Below are 18,551 nucleotides of genomic sequence, written 5' to 3' on the forward strand. Positions count from 1 at the left end.
CTCAGGCGATCTGCGCGGCAGCGACGGCTTCGGCAGGCTGCGAGGCCCGCACGGTGCGCCAGGTGTTGTAAGCCATCAGCAGCATGCCGCTGAGGAAGATCGCGCCGCCCACCAGTCGCACGATGAAGCCAGGATGGCTGGCCACCAGGGTTTCGACGAAGGAGTAGGTCAGCGTGCCGTCCTCGTTGACTGCGCGCCACATCAAGCCCTGGGCGATGCCGTTGACCCACATCGAGGCGATGTACAGCACGGTGCCGATGGTGGCGAGCCAGAAGTGCGCGTTGATCAGGCCGATGCTGTGCATCTGCTCGCGGCCGAAGACTTTCGGGATCATGTGGTACAGCGCACCGATGGAAATCATCGCCACCCAGCCGAGCGCGCCGGCGTGAACGTGGCCGATGGTCCAGTCGGTGTAGTGGGAGAGGGCGTTGACCGTCTTGATTGCCATCATCGGCCCTTCGAAGGTCGACATGCCGTAGAACGCCAGGGACACCACGAGGAAACGCAGGATCGGGTCGCTGCGCAACTTATGCCAGGCACCCGACAGGGTCATCATGCCGTTGATCATCCCGCCCCAGCTCGGCGCCAGCAGGATCAGCGACATCACCATGCCCAGCGACTGTGCCCAGTCCGGCAGCGCGGTGTAGTGCAAGTGGTGGGGACCGGCCCAGATGTACAGGGTGATCAGCGCCCAGAAGTGCACGATCGACAAGCGATAGGAATACACCGGGCGTTCGGCCTGTTTCGGCACGAAGTAGTACATCATCCCGAGGAAACCGGCGGTGAGGAAAAAGCCTACGGCGTTGTGGCCGTACCACCACTGCACCATGGCATCGGTCGCACCGGAGTACAGCGAGTAGGACTTGGTCAGACTCACCGGCAATTCCAGGTTGTTGACGATGTGCAGGATTGCCACGGTGATGATGAATCCACCGAAGAACCAGTTACCGACATAGATGTGCTTGGTCTTGCGCTGCATGATCGTGCCGAAGAACACGATGGCGTAAGCCACCCAGACGATGGTGATCAGGATGTCGATCGGCCATTCCAGTTCGGCGTATTCCTTGGAGCTGGTGTAACCCAGCGGCAGGCTGATCGCCGCCAACAGGATCACCAGTTGCCAGCCCCAGAAGCAGAACGCGGCGATTTTCGGCGCAAACAATCGAGTCTGGCAGGTACGCTGTACCGAGTAGAACGAACTGGCGAACAACGCACAGCCGCCGAAGGCGAAGATCACCGCGTTGGTGTGCAGCGGGCGCAACCGGCCGAAACTGGTCCATGGCAGATTGAAGTTGAGTTCGGGCCAGACCAACTGGGCGGCGAGAAAAACCCCGAGCCCCATGCCGACGATGCCCCACACCACCGTCATAATGGCGAATTGGCGGACCACCTTGTAGTTGTAGGCGGTACTGATAGAAGTGTTCATGGTTCCCCATCCACGGTTCAGCCGAAGTGAGGGCCCGTCTTTGCGAGTAAGCCGCGCAAGGCAGACGCTCCCTTCGCCTGGAGTTATAGGCAGACTAAAAGCGAGGCAAGCATGGACAAACAGCACAAGGCCAGTATTGACGGGGATCAATGGGCGCAGTGCGTGCGGGATCACGGATGGTTGTGGAATGCCGCCTCGGTGCCGGCCTCGGCGACACTGATTCTCGCCCATGGCGCCGGTGCGCCGATGGACAGCGGCTGGATGAGCGACATGGCTGCGCGCCTTGCCACGCAAGGCGTCAACGTGCTGCGCTTCGAGTTTCCGTACATGGCCCAACGGCGAGTGGACGGCGGCAAGCGCCCACCGAACCCGGCGCCGAAACTGCTGGAGTGCTGGCGTGAGGTGTACGCCGTGGTGCGACGCCATGTCACTGGGCGTCTGGCCATTGGCGGCAAGTCCATGGGCGGGCGGATGGCCAGTCTTTTGGCCGATGAGCTGGAAGCGGATGCGCTGGTGTGCCTCGGTTATCCGTTTTATGCCGTCGGCAAACCGGAGAAACCTCGGGTTGAGCATTTGGCTGCGCTAAAGACACGGACGTTGATTGTGCAGGGTGAGCGCGATGCGCTGGGCAATCGTGAGGCCGTTGAGGCTTATACGTTGGCGCCGGGTATCGAGGTGTTCTGGCTTGAGGCGGCGGATCATGATTTGAAGCCGTTGAAGGCTTCAGGGTTTACGCATGAGCAGCATTTGGACGCGACAGCGAAGAAGGTCGCCGGGTTTCTGTGAGAAGCAAGATCAAAAGATCGCAGCCCTTGGCAGCTCCTACAGCGTGGACGCCGTTCAAATGTAGGAGCTGGCGCAGCCTGCGATCTTTTGACTTTGTTGTCAGCGGTTAAACCGCTCCACCAACGAATACTGGGTATTCGCCGTCTTGGTCAGTTCTTCACTCAGTAGCGCCGAGTTCTGTGCCTGTTCCGAGGTCTGATCAGCCAGTTGCGAGATGTTGCTGATGTTGCGGCTGATTTCTTCGGCCACCGAACTTTGCTCTTCGGTCGCGGCAGCGATCTGGGTGGTCATGTCGGTGATGTGGGCTACCGCTTCGCTGATGCCCACCAGCGCCTGATCCGCTTCCAATACCCGCGCCACACCTTCTTCAGCCTGGCGATGGCCGGCCTCCATGGTTTGCACCGCCGTGCTGGCGGTTTGTTGCAGCTTGGCGATCAGGGCGTGGATCTGCCCGGTGGATTCGCTGGTGCGCTGCGCCAATTGGCGCACTTCGTCGGCCACCACCGCAAAACCACGGCCCATCTCACCGGCACGCGCGGCTTCGATCGCAGCGTTCAAGGCGAGCAGGTTGGTCTGGTCGGCAATGCCTTTGATCACATCGACCACGCCACCGATTTCGTCGCTGTCCTTGGCCAGTTGAGTGACCGTCAGACCGGTTTCACCGACCACCACCGACAGGCGTTGAATGGCTTCGCGGGTTTCACCTGCGATGTCGCGACCGCGACCGGTCAGGCGATTGGCTTCCTGAGTGGCGTCGGCGGTGCGTTGCACGTGACTGGCGACTTCCTGAGTGGTAGCGGCCATCTGATTGACGGCGGTCGCCACTTGCTCGGTTTCGACGCGCTGACGTTCCAGACCGGTGGAGCTGTTATGGGCCAGCGTGTCGGACTGTTTCGCTTGTTCGTTCAGATGCTCGGCGGTGTCTTGCAGGCGCGTCAGGCAGGTTTTCAGGCGAGCTTCCTGGCTGAGAATGGACATTTCCAAGCGTGCCTGGGCACCGCGGCTGTCGGTGTACATCTGCGCGATCAGCGGGTCGGACGTGGTCTGTTCGGCCAGGCGCAGCAAGCGCTTGATGCCGCGCTGTTGCCAGCTCAAGCCCATCAAGCCCAACGGCACCGAAAGACCGGCGGCGAGGGCGAAGCCCCATTGCGACGTCAGGGTGGCGCCGATCATGAAGCTCAACTGGCTGACCAGAATGAACGGCAGCCAGTCCTGAAGCACCGGCAACCACTTATCCCTTTGAGGAACGGCTGACTTGCCCTGATTGATGCGTTGGTAGAGCGCTTCGGCACGGCGGATCTGCTCGGCGGTGGGCTTGACCCGCACCGACTCGTAACCGATCACCTGATTGCCTTCGAACACCGGTGTGACATAGGCGTTAACCCAGTAGTGGTCGCCGGTCTTGCAGCGATTCTTGACAATGCCCATCCATGGCAAGCCTTGTTTCAGTGTGCCCCACATGTGCGCGAACACCGCAGACGGGACGTCGGGATGACGAACCAGGTTATGCGGCGCACGGATCAGTTCTTCACGCGAAAACCCGCTGATTTCGACGAAAGCATCGTTGCAGTAGGTGATCATGCCCTTGGCATCGGTGGTGGAAATCAACCGTTGCTGCGCCGGGAAGGTCCGTTCGCGTTGTGTAATGGGCTGGTTGTTACGCATGGCTTTTTCAATCCGCAAGGCTTTGATGGTGTATCGGCATCGTTGGGCATTTATTGAAGTTTTTTTTCAATAAATCAGTAACGCGTCGCAAAACGACCGCTGCGTCATCATCCCGCGAGCATCGGATACGTGAACAAGCCGAAATGCAGCAGATTCAAACCAAAATGGGTGGCGATGGCCGCACCCAGCCCACCGAACCGGTAGGCCAGGCCATAGCCGACACCGGCCAGGCTGGCCAGCAACACCCATTGCCAGCCAGCGCCCAGATGAACGAGGCCAAATAGCAATGATGCGAGCACCAGCGCGAGGCTTTCGCCATAAGGCAGGTGTTTAAACTGCCGGCTCAGACCGCCCTGGATGTAGCCGCGAAACAGCGCTTCTTCCACCAGCGTCACCAGCAACAGATTGTTCAGCATCCACAGCCAGACCTGATCCGGCCATTTCGGTGCCCAACTGATCATCCCCAGCAACAGCGCACCACCCAGAGCCAGTACGGCACTCACGGTCAGGGCGAGGGCGGTGGCATACACGGACAGGCGCAGGGAGCGCCGACCGATGATCCACGGACAAACCAGCAACAGCCAGAAGCCGATCAGGGGTTTGTCCAGATTCAGGTACATGGCGAACCGCACGGCATCGTCGGTGAAACGCAGGGGATCGATAGCGCGACCGTTGTAGAAACCGGGAAGCCAGTGTGTCGCCAGCGCCACCGCCAGGACGATGAACAAGCCGTGGCCGAGGTAGCGGCCGAGGGGGATCTGTTGTTGGCGAACGGCGAAACCGGCGATCAGCAGTAACCCGAAAGAAATGGCAGCCAGCCAGCCGAGATGGCCGTAGATCAAAGCCAGGCTGTAGCCGAGCGAGAGAAGTGCCAGATAGATCCATGGCAGAGCGATCATTTGAAGTCCTTGAGGGCGGAGGTGCCTGTTTTCTTGGGGCGCGCAATTATAGAGACATACACCGCCCAAACAAAAACACCGCCCGAAGGCGGTGTCGTTGTCGGTGGAGGCGTTACGAGGCAATCAACTGCCGCAACACGTAATGCAAAATCCCTCCGGCCTTGAAGTACTCCACTTCGTTCAGGGTATCGATCCGGCACAATACCTCGACCTTCTCCTGGCTGCCGTCTTCACGGGTGATGACCAGCGTCAGGTTCATCCGCGGAGTCAGTTCGACGCCCGTCAGGCCAAGAATGTCCAGGGTTTCCTTGCCAGTGAGGTTCAGGCTCTTGCGGTTCTGATCCAGCTTGAACTGCAGCGGCAACACGCCCATGCCCACCAAATTTGAACGGTGAATCCGCTCGAAGCTTTCTGCGATGACGGCTTTGACCCCCAGCAGGTTGGTGCCCTTGGCCGCCCAGTCACGGCTCGATCCAGTGCCGTATTCTTGCCCGGCGATCACCACCAGCGGCGTGCCCGATGCCTGGTAACGCATGGCCGCGTCGTAGATCGGCAGTTTTTCCCCGGTCGGAATGTAAATCGTGTTGCCGCCTTCTTCACCACCGAGCATTTCGTTGCGAATGCGGATGTTGGCGAAGGTGCCGCGCATCATCACTTCGTGGTTACCGCGACGCGAGCCGTAGGAGTTGAAGTCCCGTGGTTCCACCCCTTGTTCGCGCAGGTAACGGCCGGCAGGGCTGTCGGTCTTGATGTTGCCGGCGGGGGATATGTGGTCGGTGGTTACCGAATCGCCGAGCAGCGCGAGGACTTTCGCCCCTTCGACATCCTTGACCACCGGCGCAGGGCCGCCAATGTCATCGAAGAAGGGCGGGTGCTGGATATACGTCGAATCGTTGTTCCAGACATAAGTCGCTGCTTGCGGCACTTCGATGGCTTGCCACTGCTCGTCGCCGGCGAACACTTCGGCGTACTCCTTGTGGAACATTGCGGTGTTCACCTGAGTTACCGCGTCGGCGATTTCCTTGGTGCTCGGCCAGATGTCTCGCAGGTAAACCGGGTGGCCGTCCTTGTCGTTTCCCAAGGGCTCGCTGCTGATGTCGATGCGCACCGTGCCGGCCAGCGCGTAGGCGACGACCAGGGGCGGGGAGGCCAGCCAGTTGGTTTTCACCAGCGGATGCACGCGGCCTTCGAAGTTGCGGTTGCCCGACAGCACCGAGGCGACGGTCAGGTCGGCTTTCTGGATGGCTTTTTCAATCGGCTCCGGCAACGGCCCGGAGTTGCCGATGCAGGTGGTGCAGCCATAACCGACCAGGGCAAAACCGAGTTGGTCGAGGTATTGGGTCAGGCCGGCTGCCTTGTAGTAGTCGGTGACCACTTTCGAACCGGGGGCCAGGGAGCTCTTGACCCAGGGTTTGCGCTTGAGGCCTTTTTCCACGGCTTTTTTCGCCACCAGCCCGGCCGCCATCATCACACTGGGATTGGAGGTGTTGGTGCAGGAGGTGATCGCGGCAATCACCACCGCACCGTTTTTCAGCCGATGCGTATGGCCTTCGTGGGCGTAGTCCGCTTCACCGATCAGATCGGCGTTGCCTACCGCGACGCCACCGCCGCCCTCACTTTCGAGGCGACCTTCTTCCTTGCTGGTCGGTTTGATTTGCAGGCCGAGAAAGTCAGTGAACGCTTGCGCCACATTCGGCAACGAGACGCGGTCTTGTGGGCGTTTCGGTCCGGCGAGGCTGGCCTCGACGCTGCCCATGTCCAGGGCCAGGCTGTCGGTGAACACTGGCTCTTTGCCGGGCAGGCGCCACAGGCCCTGGGTCTTGCTGTAGGCCTCCACCAGTTTCACGGTTTCCGAGGTACGGCCGGACAGGCGCAGGTACTCCAGGGTCACCTCGTCCACCGGGAAGAAGCCGCAGGTGGCGCCGTATTCCGGAGCCATGTTCGCAATGGTCGCGCGGTCGGCCAGCGGCAGGTCGGCGAGGCCGTCGCCGTAGAACTCGACGAATTTGCCGACCACGCCTTTCTTGCGCAGCATCTGGGTGACGGTCAGCACCAGGTCGGTGGCGGTGATGCCTTCCTTGAGCTTGCCAGTGAGTTTGAAGCCGATCACTTCCGGAATCAGCATCGACACCGGTTGACCCAGCATCGCCGCTTCCGCTTCGATCCCGCCGACGCCCCAGCCGAGTACGCCGAGGCCGTTGATCATGGTGGTGTGGGAGTCAGTGCCGACCAGGGTGTCGGGGAAAGCATAGGTGCGGCCGTCCTCATCCTTGGTCCAGACCGTGCGTCCTAGGTATTCAAGGTTGACCTGGTGACAGATACCGGTGCCCGGCGGCACCACGCTGAAGTTGGCGAAGGCGCTCTGACCCCAGCGCAGGAAGGCGTACCGCTCGTGGTTGCGCTGCATTTCGATGTCGACGTTCTGTTCGAAGGCGCTTGAGCTGGCGAACTTGTCGACCATCACCGAGTGGTCGATCACCAGGTCCACCGGCGACAGCGGATTGATGCGCTGTGGGTCGCCACCGGCCTTGGCCATGGCGGCGCGCATGGCGGCCAGGTCGACCACGGCGGGGACGCCGGTAAAGTCCTGCATCAATACCCGCGCGGGGCGGTATTGGATTTCGCGGTCGGAGCGACGCTCCTTGAGCCAGGCGGCAATCGCCTTGAGGTCGGCGCCGGTGACGGTTTTCTCGTCCTCCCAGCGCAGCAGGTTTTCCAGCAACACTTTCAACGACATGGGCAGCTTGTCGAGGTCACCCAGGCTCTTGGCGGCTTCGCGCAGGCTGAAATAGTGGTAGGTCTTGTCGTCGACTTGTAAGGTTTTAAGGGTTTTCAGGCTATCGAGGGACGGCATTGAAATGACTCCTTTAAGTCCGCACGGCTACGGACGGAGGGAAGGGCAGAGGTTTAAACCTAGTCCTGTTTGGTGCTTAAGGCTAATAACTGGACCCTAAGGGCAAGTCCAAGGTTCCGAACTCGGCTATCATGCGCCGGTTTTCGTGACAGGCTTTGCTTCAACGCAAGCCTGGGCATCGCGCAGTGGCGCAATTTTTCCGCCAACTGCCCAGGAGTAAGAATGAACACCCTCTTTATGCATTGCCGACCGGGCTTCGAAGGCGAAGTCTGTTCCGAGATTTCCGAACATGCCGCGCGGCTGAACGTGGCCGGTTATGCCAAGGCCAAAACCGCCAGCGCCTATGCCGAATTCATCTGCACCGAAGAAGACGGCGCCGAACGCCTGATGCGTGGCCAGCGTTTCGCCGACCTGATCTTCCCGCGCCAGTGGGCCCGTGGGATCTTTATTGATCTGCCGGAAACCGACCGCATCAGCGTGATCCTCGCCCACATGGCGGACTTCCCGCTGTGCGGCAGCCTGTGGCTGGAAATGGTCGACACCAACGATGGCAAAGAGCTGTCGAACTTCTGCAAGAAGTTTGAAGTGCACCTGCGCAAGGCGTTGATGGCGGCCGGCAAACTGGTGGAAGACCCCAACAAGCCGCGTCTGCTGCTGACCTTCAAGAGCGGCCGCGAAGTGTTCATGGGGCTGGCGGAGTCGAACAACTCGGCGATGTGGCCGATGGGCATTCCGCGCCTGAAGTTCCCCCGTGAAGCACCGAGCCGTTCGACGTTGAAGCTGGAAGAGGCGTGGCATCACTTCATTCCCCGCGACCAGTGGGATGAGCGTCTGCACAGCGACATGACCGGTGTCGACCTCGGCGCCGCCCCTGGCGGCTGGACCTGGCAACTGGTCAACCGCGGCATGCTGGTGACCGCCATCGACAACGGCCCGATGGCCGAAAGCCTGATGGATACCGGTCTGGTGCAGCACTTGATGGCCGACGGTTTCACCTTCAAGCCCAAACAGCCGGTGGACTGGATGGTCTGCGACATCGTCGAGAAGCCGGCGCGTAACGCGGCGATGCTGGAAGAATGGATTGGCGAGGGGCATTGCCGGGAAGCGGTGGTCAACCTCAAGCTGCCGATGAAACAGCGTTATGCCGAAGTGAAGCGCTTGCTGGAGCGTATTGCCGAGGGGTTCAAGGCGCGGGGCATTCGGGTTGAAATCGGCTGCAAGCAGCTGTATCACGACCGTGAAGAAGTGACCTGCCATTTGCGCCGGCTTGACGTGAAAAAACCGAAATCCCGCTGATTCATACGGTCCCGCTCCCATAGGTGACCGAACACCCGGCAATGCGCGACAATGCCGGCAAGTTTCAGGAGTAAACCATGAGTGAAATGATCGATACGCCGGTTGACGGCACCCTCGATGCCACCGGCCTCAATTGCCCGGAACCGGTGATGATGCTGCACCAGCACATCCGTGACCTGGTGCCTGGCGGCCTGCTGAAGGTGATCGCCACTGACCCGTCGACCCGTCGCGACATTCCCAAGTTCTGCGTGTTCCTCGACCACGAGTTGGTGGCGCAGCACGAAGAGGCAGGCACCTACCTGTACTGGATCCGCAAGAAGCTCGCTTAACGGGCACAAAAAAGGCCTGCATGTGCAGGCCCTTTTTTTGCGCTCGCTTAACCGGCCGAACGGCTGATGCGGATCCGCTTGCGTGCGCTGCGCGCCAGGCGGATCGACAGCATCAGCGCCGCGCAACTCAAACCGACGATCAAACCCTGCCACAGCCCGCTCGGGCCGCTCGGCGCGCCGAACCAATCGGTCAGGCCCAAGGCGTAACCCACCGGCAAACCGATGCCCCAATAAGCGAACAGCGTCAGGATCATCGTCACTCGCGTGTCTTGATAGCCGCGCAGTGCACCGGCCGCCGTCACCTGGATCGCATCGGAAAACTGGAACAGCGCCGAGTACACAATCAGCATCGCGGCCACGTGAATCACCGTCGGGTCGGCGGTGTAGATTGCGGCGATGGGTTCACGCAGCAACAGCATCATGCTTGCGGAAATACACGCATAAGCCAGTGCCGTGCCCATGCCGACTCCGGCGGCGAAGCGTGCTTCGCGTGGTTCTTCGCGGCCCAGTGCCTGGCCGACCCGCACGGTCACGGCCATGCCCAGGGAGTAGGGGATCATGAACACCAGTGAGCTGAAATTCAGGGCGATCTGGTGCCCGGCGACCACAGTGGCGCCGAGGCTGCCGATCAGCAGGGCGATCACCGCAAAGATGCTCGACTCGGCGAAAACGGCGATGCCGATCGGCAGGCCGATGCCCAGCAAGCGTTTGATCACCGCCCACTGGGGCCAGTCGAATCGGCTGAACAACTGGCTCGACTGATAGGCCGGCGCCCACCGTTCCCAGCCGGCCATCCCCAGCGCCATCACCCACATCACGATTGCCGTGGCCCAGCCGCAGCCGACACCGCCCATCGCCGGCACACCAAAGTGGCCATAGATGAAAATGTAATTTAGCGGAATATTCAGCGCGAGCCCGCACAAACCAAGGACCATGGCCGGGCGCGTGCGACCCAGGCCATCACTGAAACAGCGCAATACGTGATAGAGCGCGACGGCGGGCAGGCCGCTGGCGATGCCGTGCAGGTACTGCATGCACGGGCCGATCAGCTCGGGATCGACCTTCATGAAATGCAGGATCGGTTCGGCGCTGAACAGCAGGCCGGTCGCCATCAAACCCACCACCAGCGCCAACCACAAGGCCTGACGCACGATCGGGCCGATCTCGCTGTGAGTGCCGGCACCGAAGCGCTGGGCGACTTTCGGGGTGGTGGCCAGCAACGTACCGGTCATCAACAGAAACACCGGCACCCAGATCGAGTTGCCCAGCGCGACGGCCGCAAGATCGCGAGGCCCGACCCGTCCCGCCATCACCGCATCGACGAAGCCCATGGCGGTGGTCGCCAGTTGCGCGATCATGATCGGCAACGCCAGGCCGAGCAGGTTTTTCAGCTCCAGGCGAACCCGGGCCGGGCGGTTGAGGGAAATAGCGGCGGTGGGGTCAGTCACGGAATTCAAGGCGAAACGTCCAAAGGATTTTGATGCGCGAGGCGGCGCATTCTACGCCTTGACGCAATGGTCAGGAAAAATCCTGTGTTGCGGATTTGTAATCGGTTTTACAGGCATCCCCCACTCCCTCGCCACAGAGGGGGGGGCGACTAAGGTGCTTAATACCTGCTGGCCCATCACCTCCATCTGCGCCTAAACTGCCGGTCCGCCAAAGGAGCCTGCCATGTTGATTGTTGCCGACGAAAATATCCCGTTGCTCGATGCCTTCTTCGAAGGTTTCGGTGAAATCCGCCGAGTGCCGGGACGTTCCATCGACCGCGCCACCGTCGAGCAGGCCGATGTACTGCTGGTGCGCTCAGTGACCAACGTCAACCGTGCATTGCTCGAAGGCAGCAACGTGCGCTTTGTCGGCACGTGCACCATCGGCACCGATCATTTGGACCTGGACTACTTTCAGCAGGCCGGCATCACCTGGTCCAGTGCGCCAGGCTGCAATGCCCGGGGTGTAGTCGATTACGTGCTGGGCAGTCTGCTGACCCTGGCCGAAATCGAAGGGGTCGACCTGGCTCAGCGCACTTACGGCGTGGTCGGCGCCGGCGAGGTGGGCGGGCGGCTGGTCAAGGTTCTGCAAGGCCTGGGCTGGAATGTGCTGGTTTGCGATCCGCCACGGCAAGCCGCTGAAGGGGGCGATTACGTCAGTCTCGAGCAGATCATCGAGCAATGCGATGTCATCAGCCTGCATACGCCGCTGGACAAGCAAGGCCCTCAGGCAACCTGGCATCTGTTCGATAAAAACCGTTTGAACCAACTCAAACCCGGCACCTGGCTGATCAACGCAAGTCGTGGCCCGGTGATCGACAACGCCGCCCTGCGTCAGGTGCTGTTGCAACGTGAAGATCTGCAAGCGGTGCTGGATGTCTGGGAGGCTGAGCCTGAAGTCGATGTAGCGCTGGCGGAGTTGTGTGTCATCGCGACGCCGCACATTGCCGGCTACAGCCTCGACGGCAAACAGCGCGGGACGGCGCAGATCTATCAGGCGTTTTGCAAATTTCTTGGGCAACCGGAACAGGTCAGCCTGAACGATTTGCTGCCAGCGCCATGGCTGTCGGCTGTTACGTTGAATGCTGATACCGATCCGGCCTGGGCGCTGGCGATGTTGTGCCGTGGCGTGTACGACCCGCGCCGTGATGACGCGGATTTCCGTCGCAGCCTCGTAGGCAATGTGAGTGAACAGCGTGCGGCGTTCGATGCGCTGCGCAAGCATTACCCGCTGCGGCGTGAGATCGATGGGTTGAAAGTGCGAATTGAAGGGGATTCGCCGGCGTTGCAGCAGATCGTGGCGGCCTTAGGCGCAACCTCGGCCTAGCAAACTGACCGGATCCCTACAAAAGCCACACAAAACAGGCACCCATAAAAAACCCGGCCAACAGGGCCGGGTCAAGAAGACGGTGGCTATATCACTTTTGTTCGGCAGGCTTGACCAATCGCTTTTCCAGTTCGCGACAAGCGTCCTGGATCATGCTTTCAGTGATCGGTACTTCACGCCCATCCTCATCGATAATCGAGCAACCCAGAGACTGGTCTGGCTGTGTGCGGATCACTTGAATCTTGTCATCGCTGCTGTTTTGCAAGGACATGGCCTGTCTCCTCATCAGGTTGTGCGCTTACTGTAAAACCGCCAGGTGACCGGGCTGTGACAATTCCCTGCGATCTTTCAGGTCGGCCTCTTCAGTCCATCAGAAATACCCTGATGTTTCCACCCGGACTTTAGACCAATATTCTCTAGCCACTAGTCTAGGCGGTCATAATTAACCCGACTCATTGTGATTTACAGCGTTCAATCCGATTGAGCAGTGTAGGCTTGATCGGGTCAAAACCATGGGTTACGCCTTCGGATGATCTTCATGCTTTCTGCCCGTCACCGCCGCGCCATTCGCCTGGCCAGCCGTTTCATCACGCCTTATCGCTGGCCGGCCTTCGGCGCCTTGCTGGCGTTGATTGTCACTGCCGGCATCACCTTGTCCATGGGGCAGGGGATTCGCCTGTTGGTGGATCAGGGTTTCATGACCCAGTCGACGCATTTGCTCAATCAATCCATCGGCCTGTTCATGTTGCTGGTGATCGGTCTGGCGATTGGCACCTTTGTGCGCTTTTACCTGGTGTCGTGGATTGGCGAGCGCGTTGTCGCGGACATTCGCCGTCGGGTGTTCAACCACCTGGTCTATCTGCATCCGGGTTTTTATGAAGACAACCGCAGCTCCGAGATCCAGTCACGACTGACTGCCGACACCACGCTGCTGCAATCGGTGATCGGCTCTTCGCTATCGCTGTTCCTGCGCAACGGGCTGATGGTGATCGGCGGGATTGTCTTGTTGTTTATCACCAACCCCAAGCTGACCAGCATCGTAGTGGTCGCATTGCCGTTGGTGGTCGCGCCGATCCTGATTTTTGGCCGCCGGGTACGCACCCTGTCGCGCCAGAGCCAGGATCGGGTTGCCGATATCGGCAGTTATGTGTCCGAAACCCTGAGTCAGATCAAAACCGTGCAGGCCTACAACCATCAGGTGCAGGACGAGCAGCGTTTTGCCGCGACCGTGGAAGAGGCTTTCAATACCGCCCGCAAACGCATTTTCCAGCGAGCCTGGTTGATCACCCTGGTGATCCTGCTGGTGTTGGGCGCGGTCGGGGTGATGCTCTGGGTCGGCGGAATGGACGTCATCGCCGGGCGGATTTCCGCGGGTGAGTTGGCAGCGTTCGTCTTTTACAGCCTGATCGTCGGTGGCGCCTTTGGCACATTGAGTGAAGTGATCGGCGAACTGCAGCGAGCAGCAGGGGCGGCGGAGCGGATTGCCGAGCTGTTGCGTTCGGAAAACATCATCCAGCCACCGACCCATGGGCTGGTGACCCTGCCTGAACGGGTGAAGGGCGATCTGGTGCTGCAAGATGTGCGCTTTTCCTACCCGTCGCGTCCTGAGAGCTATGCCGTCGATGGTTTGAGTCTGACGATCAATGCCGGCGAAACGCTCGCTCTGGTCGGGCCGTCAGGTGCCGGCAAATCGACGGTGTATGACCTGCTGTTGCGCTTTTACGACCCCGCTGAAGGACGCATCCTGCTGGACGGTGTGCCGCTGACCCAACTCGACCCTCTGGACCTGCGTCGCTGCTTCGCCCTCGTCTCGCAAACCCCGGCGCTGTTCTTCGGCAGCATCGAAGAGAACATTCGCTACGGCCACCCGACGGCGACTTTGGCCCAGGTCCAGGAAGCCGCCAAAATTGCCTACGCCCACGACTTCATCGAGCAAATGCCCAACGGCTACCAGACCCACCTCGGCGACGCGGGTCTCGGTTTGTCCGGCGGTCAACGCCAACGCCTGGCGATCGCCCGGGCGCTGCTGGTGGACGCGCCGATCCTGCTGCTCGACGAAGCCACCAGCGCCCTCGACGCCCAGAGCGAGCACCTGATCCAGCAAGCCCTGCCCAGCCTGATGAAAAACCGCACCACACTGGTCATCGCCCATCGACTGGCGACAGTGAAAAACGCTGACCGAATCGCGGTGATGGACCAAGGGAAACTGGTGGCGGTGGGGACGCATCAGGAGTTGATTGCGAGCAATGCGTTGTATGCGCGATTGGCTGCGTTGCAGTTTAGTGATGGGCTCCATGCCCCAACCGACCAAGTAACCGAATAAGTAACCGACCAAGTCGAGCACCATAAAAAAAGCCCGCATCAATCGATGCGGGCATTTTTGTCAGCGTTTCAAAGCAGGCTCATTGATCGTCAAAGTAACGTTCATGCCAATCCACCAGCGGCTGCGGTGAATTGAGCTTCTGGCCGTAGATCACCGAATACGACAGCACGTTCTGCACGTACTGGCGGGTTTCGTCGAACGGGATGCTTTCCACCCACACATCGAAGCTCAGGTGGTCGGCGCCGCGCAGCCATTGACGCACGCGGCCGGGGCCGGCGTTGTAGGCAGCGGAGGCGAGCACGCGGTTGCCGTTGAATTGGCTATGGACCTGGCTCAGATAAGCGGCGCCGAGCTGGATATTCTTGTCCGGATCGAGCACTTGCTGCGGCGAGGCCAGGGGAATGCTGAACTTGCGCGCGGTTTCCTTGGCGGTGCCGGGCATCAGTTGCATCAGGCCGCTGGCGCCAACGCCGGAACGGGCGTCGTCCATGAAGGCGCTTTCCTGACGAGTGATCGCGAACACCCAGCTCGAGTGCAGGCCACGGACCTTGGCTTCACGCACCAGGGTATCGCGGTGAGCCATCGGGAAGCGGATGTCCAGGTCGTCCCAGTACTGCGCCTGACTGATGGTGCGGATCGCCGGGAAATACCATTTCAGGTCGTAAGCCAGTTTCGCCTGGGCAACCATTTCATCACGGCTGAAGTGCCGGCTGACGTGGTACCACTCGCGTCGGCCGTCGACGATCTGCCCGCGTGCATGGAACTCCAGCGCGCGGCGCACACCGGGGGTATTGCGTACCTTGTTGATCAGCGCCTGGCTGAGCATCAGCGGTTTGTTGATCAGCGAATAGGGAGACTGCGAGCGATCGGCCGCCAGGAAGCCGTAGAAGTCGCGTTCGCGAGCCAGGCCCTTGTAAAGCGTTTGCGCTTGCGGATTCTGTGGCTGCGCCAACTCCAGGGTGCGAGCCTGCCAATAACGCCAGCGGTTGGTGGTGGCCAGGTCCTGAGGCAGGCGGCGGGTCAACTGATAGGCGTCGTCCCAACGGGCCAGACGCAACAGCAGGCGCAAGCGCCATTCCGAAACGGTGTTGTCCCGCAGCTCCGGGTCGTATTTGGTCATCACGTCCAGCGCGCGACTGTCGAATCGTCGAGCGAGGGTCAGCCCGATTTCCCGGGCGATCGCGACTTTTTCGTCCCGGGAGAAGTGCATGCTGCTGGCGTAGCCGTCGAGCAGGGCCATGGCCCTGTCCGGATCCTGACGGGCCAGGCGGCGCAGGCCAAGGCTGACGATGTCGGACATCGGCTCATCGGCCGGGGTAAAGCGCGACGGCTGATTCAGCAGTTCGGGTTTCTGCGCCACATCCACCAGCAGGCGACCGCGCGGGGCGAGGGTCGTCAGGCCATTGATCAGGCTGTTGGCCAGCGGGTAGTTGCCGGCCTGGGCGGCGAGCTTGGTGCGTTCCCAGCGTTTCTGTTCAGTCAGTTGACCATCGGCGGCCCACATGCCGAACACTGCATCGCATGCCTCGGGCCGGGTTTTGCCGCTCAGCCAGAGTTTGTCGGCGTTGGCGTAACCTTCGGTCTTACGGTTATGGCTGATCTGATACTGCGCGTTCAGGCAGTCCAGTTCGGTGAAATTGAGCTTGGGGTCATAATATTTGACGAACGTTTCCCAATCGCCGCGTTCGGCCAGCCAGCGCAACCAGCGCAATTTCATCCAGTTGGCTTGTGGCAGGTCGCCGTGTTCGGCGAGGAAGTTCTCGATTTCGGCATTGTTTGCGGTTTTCAGCCGCGCGGTCAGTTCGTCATAAGCCAGGTAGGGGGTCAGCGGATAATCGCTGAGCGCCTGGCTATAACGGAAATAAGGGCCGGAATCGCCCTTGGCCAAGGCACGCTTGGCTTCGTCGTAATACTGGCGTTGGGTAGACAGGTCTACCGCCTGGGCGGATTGAACGGCAGCGGCTGTAAGAAGCAAACATGAAAAAAGACTGAAAAGGCGACTGCGCATGAGACATCCGGGCAGAAAAATCATGACAAGTGCTGGTAAGACCGGCACCTAATTATATGTAGCTTAGCCTTTTGCCAGCAGCGGGTGAAAGCTTTGCCGACATGCCAGCATAAGTTCGCAACAATTGTTGTGCAGAGTGCTTCGACATTGAAATTGCCGGCCTTCTGTAGCCTCAAGTCAGGTAGAATGCGCGCCCGGTTTTTGGAGAAGCTCATGACCCTGCTCAAATTCAGCGATGTGTCCCTTGCTTTCGGCGCTATGCCGTTGTTGGACAAGGTGTCCTGGCAGATCGCCCGTGGTGAGCGGGTGTGCATCATCGGCCGCAACGGCACTGGCAAGTCCAGCATGATGAAGCTCGTCAAGGGCGACCAGAAGCCCGACGATGGCTCCGTTTGGCGCGCACCTGGCCTCAAGATTGGTGAATTGCCGCAAGAATTGCCGGTAGCCGACGAGCGGACCGTGTTCGACGTGGTCGCCGAAGGCCTCGACGGCGTTGGTGCGTTGCTTGCCGAATATCACCATCTGAGCCAGAACATCGTCACTGACGCCGATCTGGACAAGCTGATGCACGTCCAGCACGACCTCGAAGCTCGAGATGGCTGGCGCTTGCAGCAACTGGTCGACAGCACCTTGAGCCGTCTGCAGTTGCCTGCCGACAAGACCCTCGCCGAATTGTCCGGCGGCTGGCGTCGTCGCGTCCTGTTGGCTCAGGCGCTGGTTTCCGAACCGGACCTGCTGCTGCTCGACGAACCGACCAACCACCTGGACATCGGTGCCATCGCCTGGCTTGAAGAAGCGCTGAAGGATTTCCAGGGCGCCGTACTGTTCATCACGCACGACCGTTCATTCCTGCAGAACCTTGCAACCCGTATCCTGGAACTGGATCGCGGCGGCTTGATCGACTGGAACGGCGATTACGCCAGCTTCCTCGTGCACAAAGAGGCCACACTGGCCGCTGAAGAAACCGCCAACGCGCTGTTCGATAAAAAACTGGCCCAGGAAGAAGTCTGGATCCGCCAGGGCATCAAGGCGCGTCGCACCCGTAACGAAGGCCGTGTCCGTGCACTGAAAGCCCTGCGCGTCGAGCGTAGCGAGCGTCGTGAGCGTACCGGCAAGGCCAACATTCAGCTCGATACCGCCGACAAGTCCGGCAAGCAGGTGATGGTGCTCGAGAATGTGAGCTTCGCTCACCCGGGCGGCCCGTTCCTGATCAAGGATTTCTCGATGGTCCTGCAGCGCGGCGACCGCATCGGTCTGCTCGGCGCCAACGGTACCGGCAAGACCACGCTGTTGAAGCTGATGCTCAACGGTCTGCAACCGACCAGCGGCACAGTGGAAGAGGGGACGCGCATCGACGTGGCCTATTTCGACCAGTTGCGCCATCAGTTGGACCTGGAAAAGACCGTGATCGACAACGTCGCTGAAGGTCGCGACTTCATCGATATCGATGGCCAGAGCCGTCACGTACTGAGCTACCTTGGCGACTTCCTGTTCAGCCCGCAGCGTGCCCGCACGCCGGTCAAGGCGTTGTCCGGTGGTGAGCGTGCGCGTCTGCTGCTGGCCAAACTGTTCAGCAAACCGGCGAACCTGCTGGTGCTCGACGAACCGACCAACGACCTCGACGTGGAAACCCTCGAACTGCTGGAAGAGGTCTTGCTGACCTTCAACGGCACTGTGCTGATGGTCAGCCACGACCGGGCATTCCTCGACAACGTGGTCACCAGCACCCTGGTCTTCGAAGGTGAAGGCAAGGTTCGCGAATACGTCGGTGGTTATCAGGACTGGCTGCGTCAGGGCGGCTCGCCGCGCCTGCTGGGTGTGACCGAGAGCAAGTCCGGCAAGGCCGACCTGAACTCGGCTGTCGTGACGGCCGAACCTGCGCCAGTTGCTGCAGTGGAAACGCCAGCGCCGGTGGCGAAAAAGAAACTCAGCTACAAATTGCAGCGTGAGCTGGAAGCCTTGCCTGGCCAGATCGAAGCCATGGAGCAGCAGATCGCGGTGGTTGAAGCGCAGATGGCGGACGCCGGCTTCTATCAGCGTCCTCCTGCCGAGACGGCTGCAGTGATCGCTCAGCTTGAGCAGTTACAGGCTGAACTCGACGTGATGGTCGAGCGCTGGGCCGAACTGGATGCCTGATTGATCCGGCTATAA

At 60.5% G+C, this 18,551-nt stretch carries 13 protein-coding genes; 6 read left to right on the forward strand and 7 right to left on the reverse strand.

Annotated features, from left to right (window positions below):
* Position 1: 1 nt before the first annotated feature.
* Entirely contained in the window at positions 2-1,426 is a 1,425-nt protein-coding gene (gene ccoN / locus ACEN8R_RS04900; protein WP_007942213.1) for a cytochrome-c oxidase, cbb3-type subunit I, read from the reverse strand.
* Positions 1,427-1,537: 111 nt separating this feature from the next.
* Here ccoN and ACEN8R_RS04905 point away from each other — a divergent pair, with 111 nt between their 5' ends.
* On the forward strand, positions 1,538-2,212 hold the full coding sequence (locus tag ACEN8R_RS04905) for an alpha/beta family hydrolase (protein WP_258612443.1): 675 nt from the start codon (positions 1,538-1,540) through the stop codon (positions 2,210-2,212).
* Between the two features lie 99 nt (positions 2,213-2,311).
* Here ACEN8R_RS04905 and ACEN8R_RS04910 read toward each other — a convergent pair whose 3' ends face one another.
* The 3 genes from ACEN8R_RS04910 to acnA form a co-directional block, all read right to left on the reverse strand.
* The gene (locus ACEN8R_RS04910; protein WP_018925305.1) at positions 2,312-3,877 is read right to left on the reverse strand and encodes a methyl-accepting chemotaxis protein; all 1,566 of its coding nucleotides are present in this window, start codon (positions 3,875-3,877) and stop codon (positions 2,312-2,314) included.
* Between the two features lie 107 nt (positions 3,878-3,984).
* Entirely contained in the window at positions 3,985-4,776 is a 792-nt protein-coding gene (locus ACEN8R_RS04915; protein ID WP_495624587.1) for a CPBP family intramembrane glutamic endopeptidase, read from the reverse strand.
* Between the two features lie 112 nt (positions 4,777-4,888).
* Positions 4,889-7,630 carry an aconitate hydratase AcnA gene (gene acnA, locus ACEN8R_RS04920; protein WP_018925307.1) on the reverse strand — a complete coding sequence of 914 codons (2,742 nt, stop codon included), beginning with the start codon at positions 7,628-7,630 and terminating at the stop codon, positions 4,889-4,891.
* A gap of 222 nt (positions 7,631-7,852) precedes the next feature.
* Between acnA and rlmM the strand changes: the two genes are divergently transcribed.
* Positions 7,853-8,926 carry a 23S rRNA (cytidine(2498)-2'-O)-methyltransferase RlmM gene (gene rlmM, locus ACEN8R_RS04925; RefSeq protein WP_018925308.1) on the forward strand — a complete coding sequence of 358 codons (1,074 nt, stop codon included), beginning with the start codon at positions 7,853-7,855 and terminating at the stop codon, positions 8,924-8,926.
* 77 nt (positions 8,927-9,003) lie between these two features.
* The gene (gene tusA, locus ACEN8R_RS04930; protein ID WP_007907805.1) at positions 9,004-9,255 is read left to right on the forward strand and encodes a sulfurtransferase TusA; all 252 of its coding nucleotides are present in this window, start codon (positions 9,004-9,006) and stop codon (positions 9,253-9,255) included.
* Between the two features lie 47 nt (positions 9,256-9,302).
* On the opposite strand, the gene ACEN8R_RS04935 is transcribed toward tusA, so the two are convergent.
* A complete protein-coding gene (locus tag ACEN8R_RS04935) occupies positions 9,303-10,712 on the reverse strand; it encodes an MATE family efflux transporter (RefSeq protein WP_495624588.1) in 1,410 nt (469 codons plus the stop codon).
* Positions 10,713-10,926: 214 nt separating this feature from the next.
* Here ACEN8R_RS04935 and pdxB point away from each other — a divergent pair, with 214 nt between their 5' ends.
* Positions 10,927-12,069 carry a 4-phosphoerythronate dehydrogenase PdxB gene (gene pdxB, locus ACEN8R_RS04940; RefSeq protein WP_495624589.1) on the forward strand — a complete coding sequence of 381 codons (1,143 nt, stop codon included), beginning with the start codon at positions 10,927-10,929 and terminating at the stop codon, positions 12,067-12,069.
* Between the two features lie 91 nt (positions 12,070-12,160).
* On the opposite strand, the gene ACEN8R_RS04945 is transcribed toward pdxB, so the two are convergent.
* Positions 12,161-12,340: a PA1571 family protein gene (locus ACEN8R_RS04945; RefSeq protein WP_018925311.1), complete on the reverse strand. Its 180-nt coding sequence runs from the start codon at positions 12,338-12,340 to the stop codon at positions 12,161-12,163.
* Positions 12,341-12,607: 267 nt separating this feature from the next.
* Here ACEN8R_RS04945 and ACEN8R_RS04950 point away from each other — a divergent pair, with 267 nt between their 5' ends.
* Positions 12,608-14,392 carry an ABC transporter transmembrane domain-containing protein gene (locus ACEN8R_RS04950; RefSeq protein WP_086945156.1) on the forward strand — a complete coding sequence of 595 codons (1,785 nt, stop codon included), beginning with the start codon at positions 12,608-12,610 and terminating at the stop codon, positions 14,390-14,392.
* Between the two features lie 79 nt (positions 14,393-14,471).
* Here ACEN8R_RS04950 and ACEN8R_RS04955 read toward each other — a convergent pair whose 3' ends face one another.
* Complete coding sequence (locus tag ACEN8R_RS04955; RefSeq protein ID WP_018925313.1) at positions 14,472-16,400, reverse strand: transglycosylase SLT domain-containing protein; 1,929 nt, start codon at positions 16,398-16,400, stop codon at positions 14,472-14,474.
* A gap of 213 nt (positions 16,401-16,613) precedes the next feature.
* Here ACEN8R_RS04955 and ACEN8R_RS04960 point away from each other — a divergent pair, with 213 nt between their 5' ends.
* Entirely contained in the window at positions 16,614-18,536 is a 1,923-nt protein-coding gene (locus ACEN8R_RS04960; protein WP_018925314.1) for an ATP-binding cassette domain-containing protein, read from the forward strand.
* Positions 18,537-18,551 lie beyond the last annotated feature (15 nt).

It is taken from the genome of Pseudomonas sp. Pseusp15 (assembly GCF_059492165.1).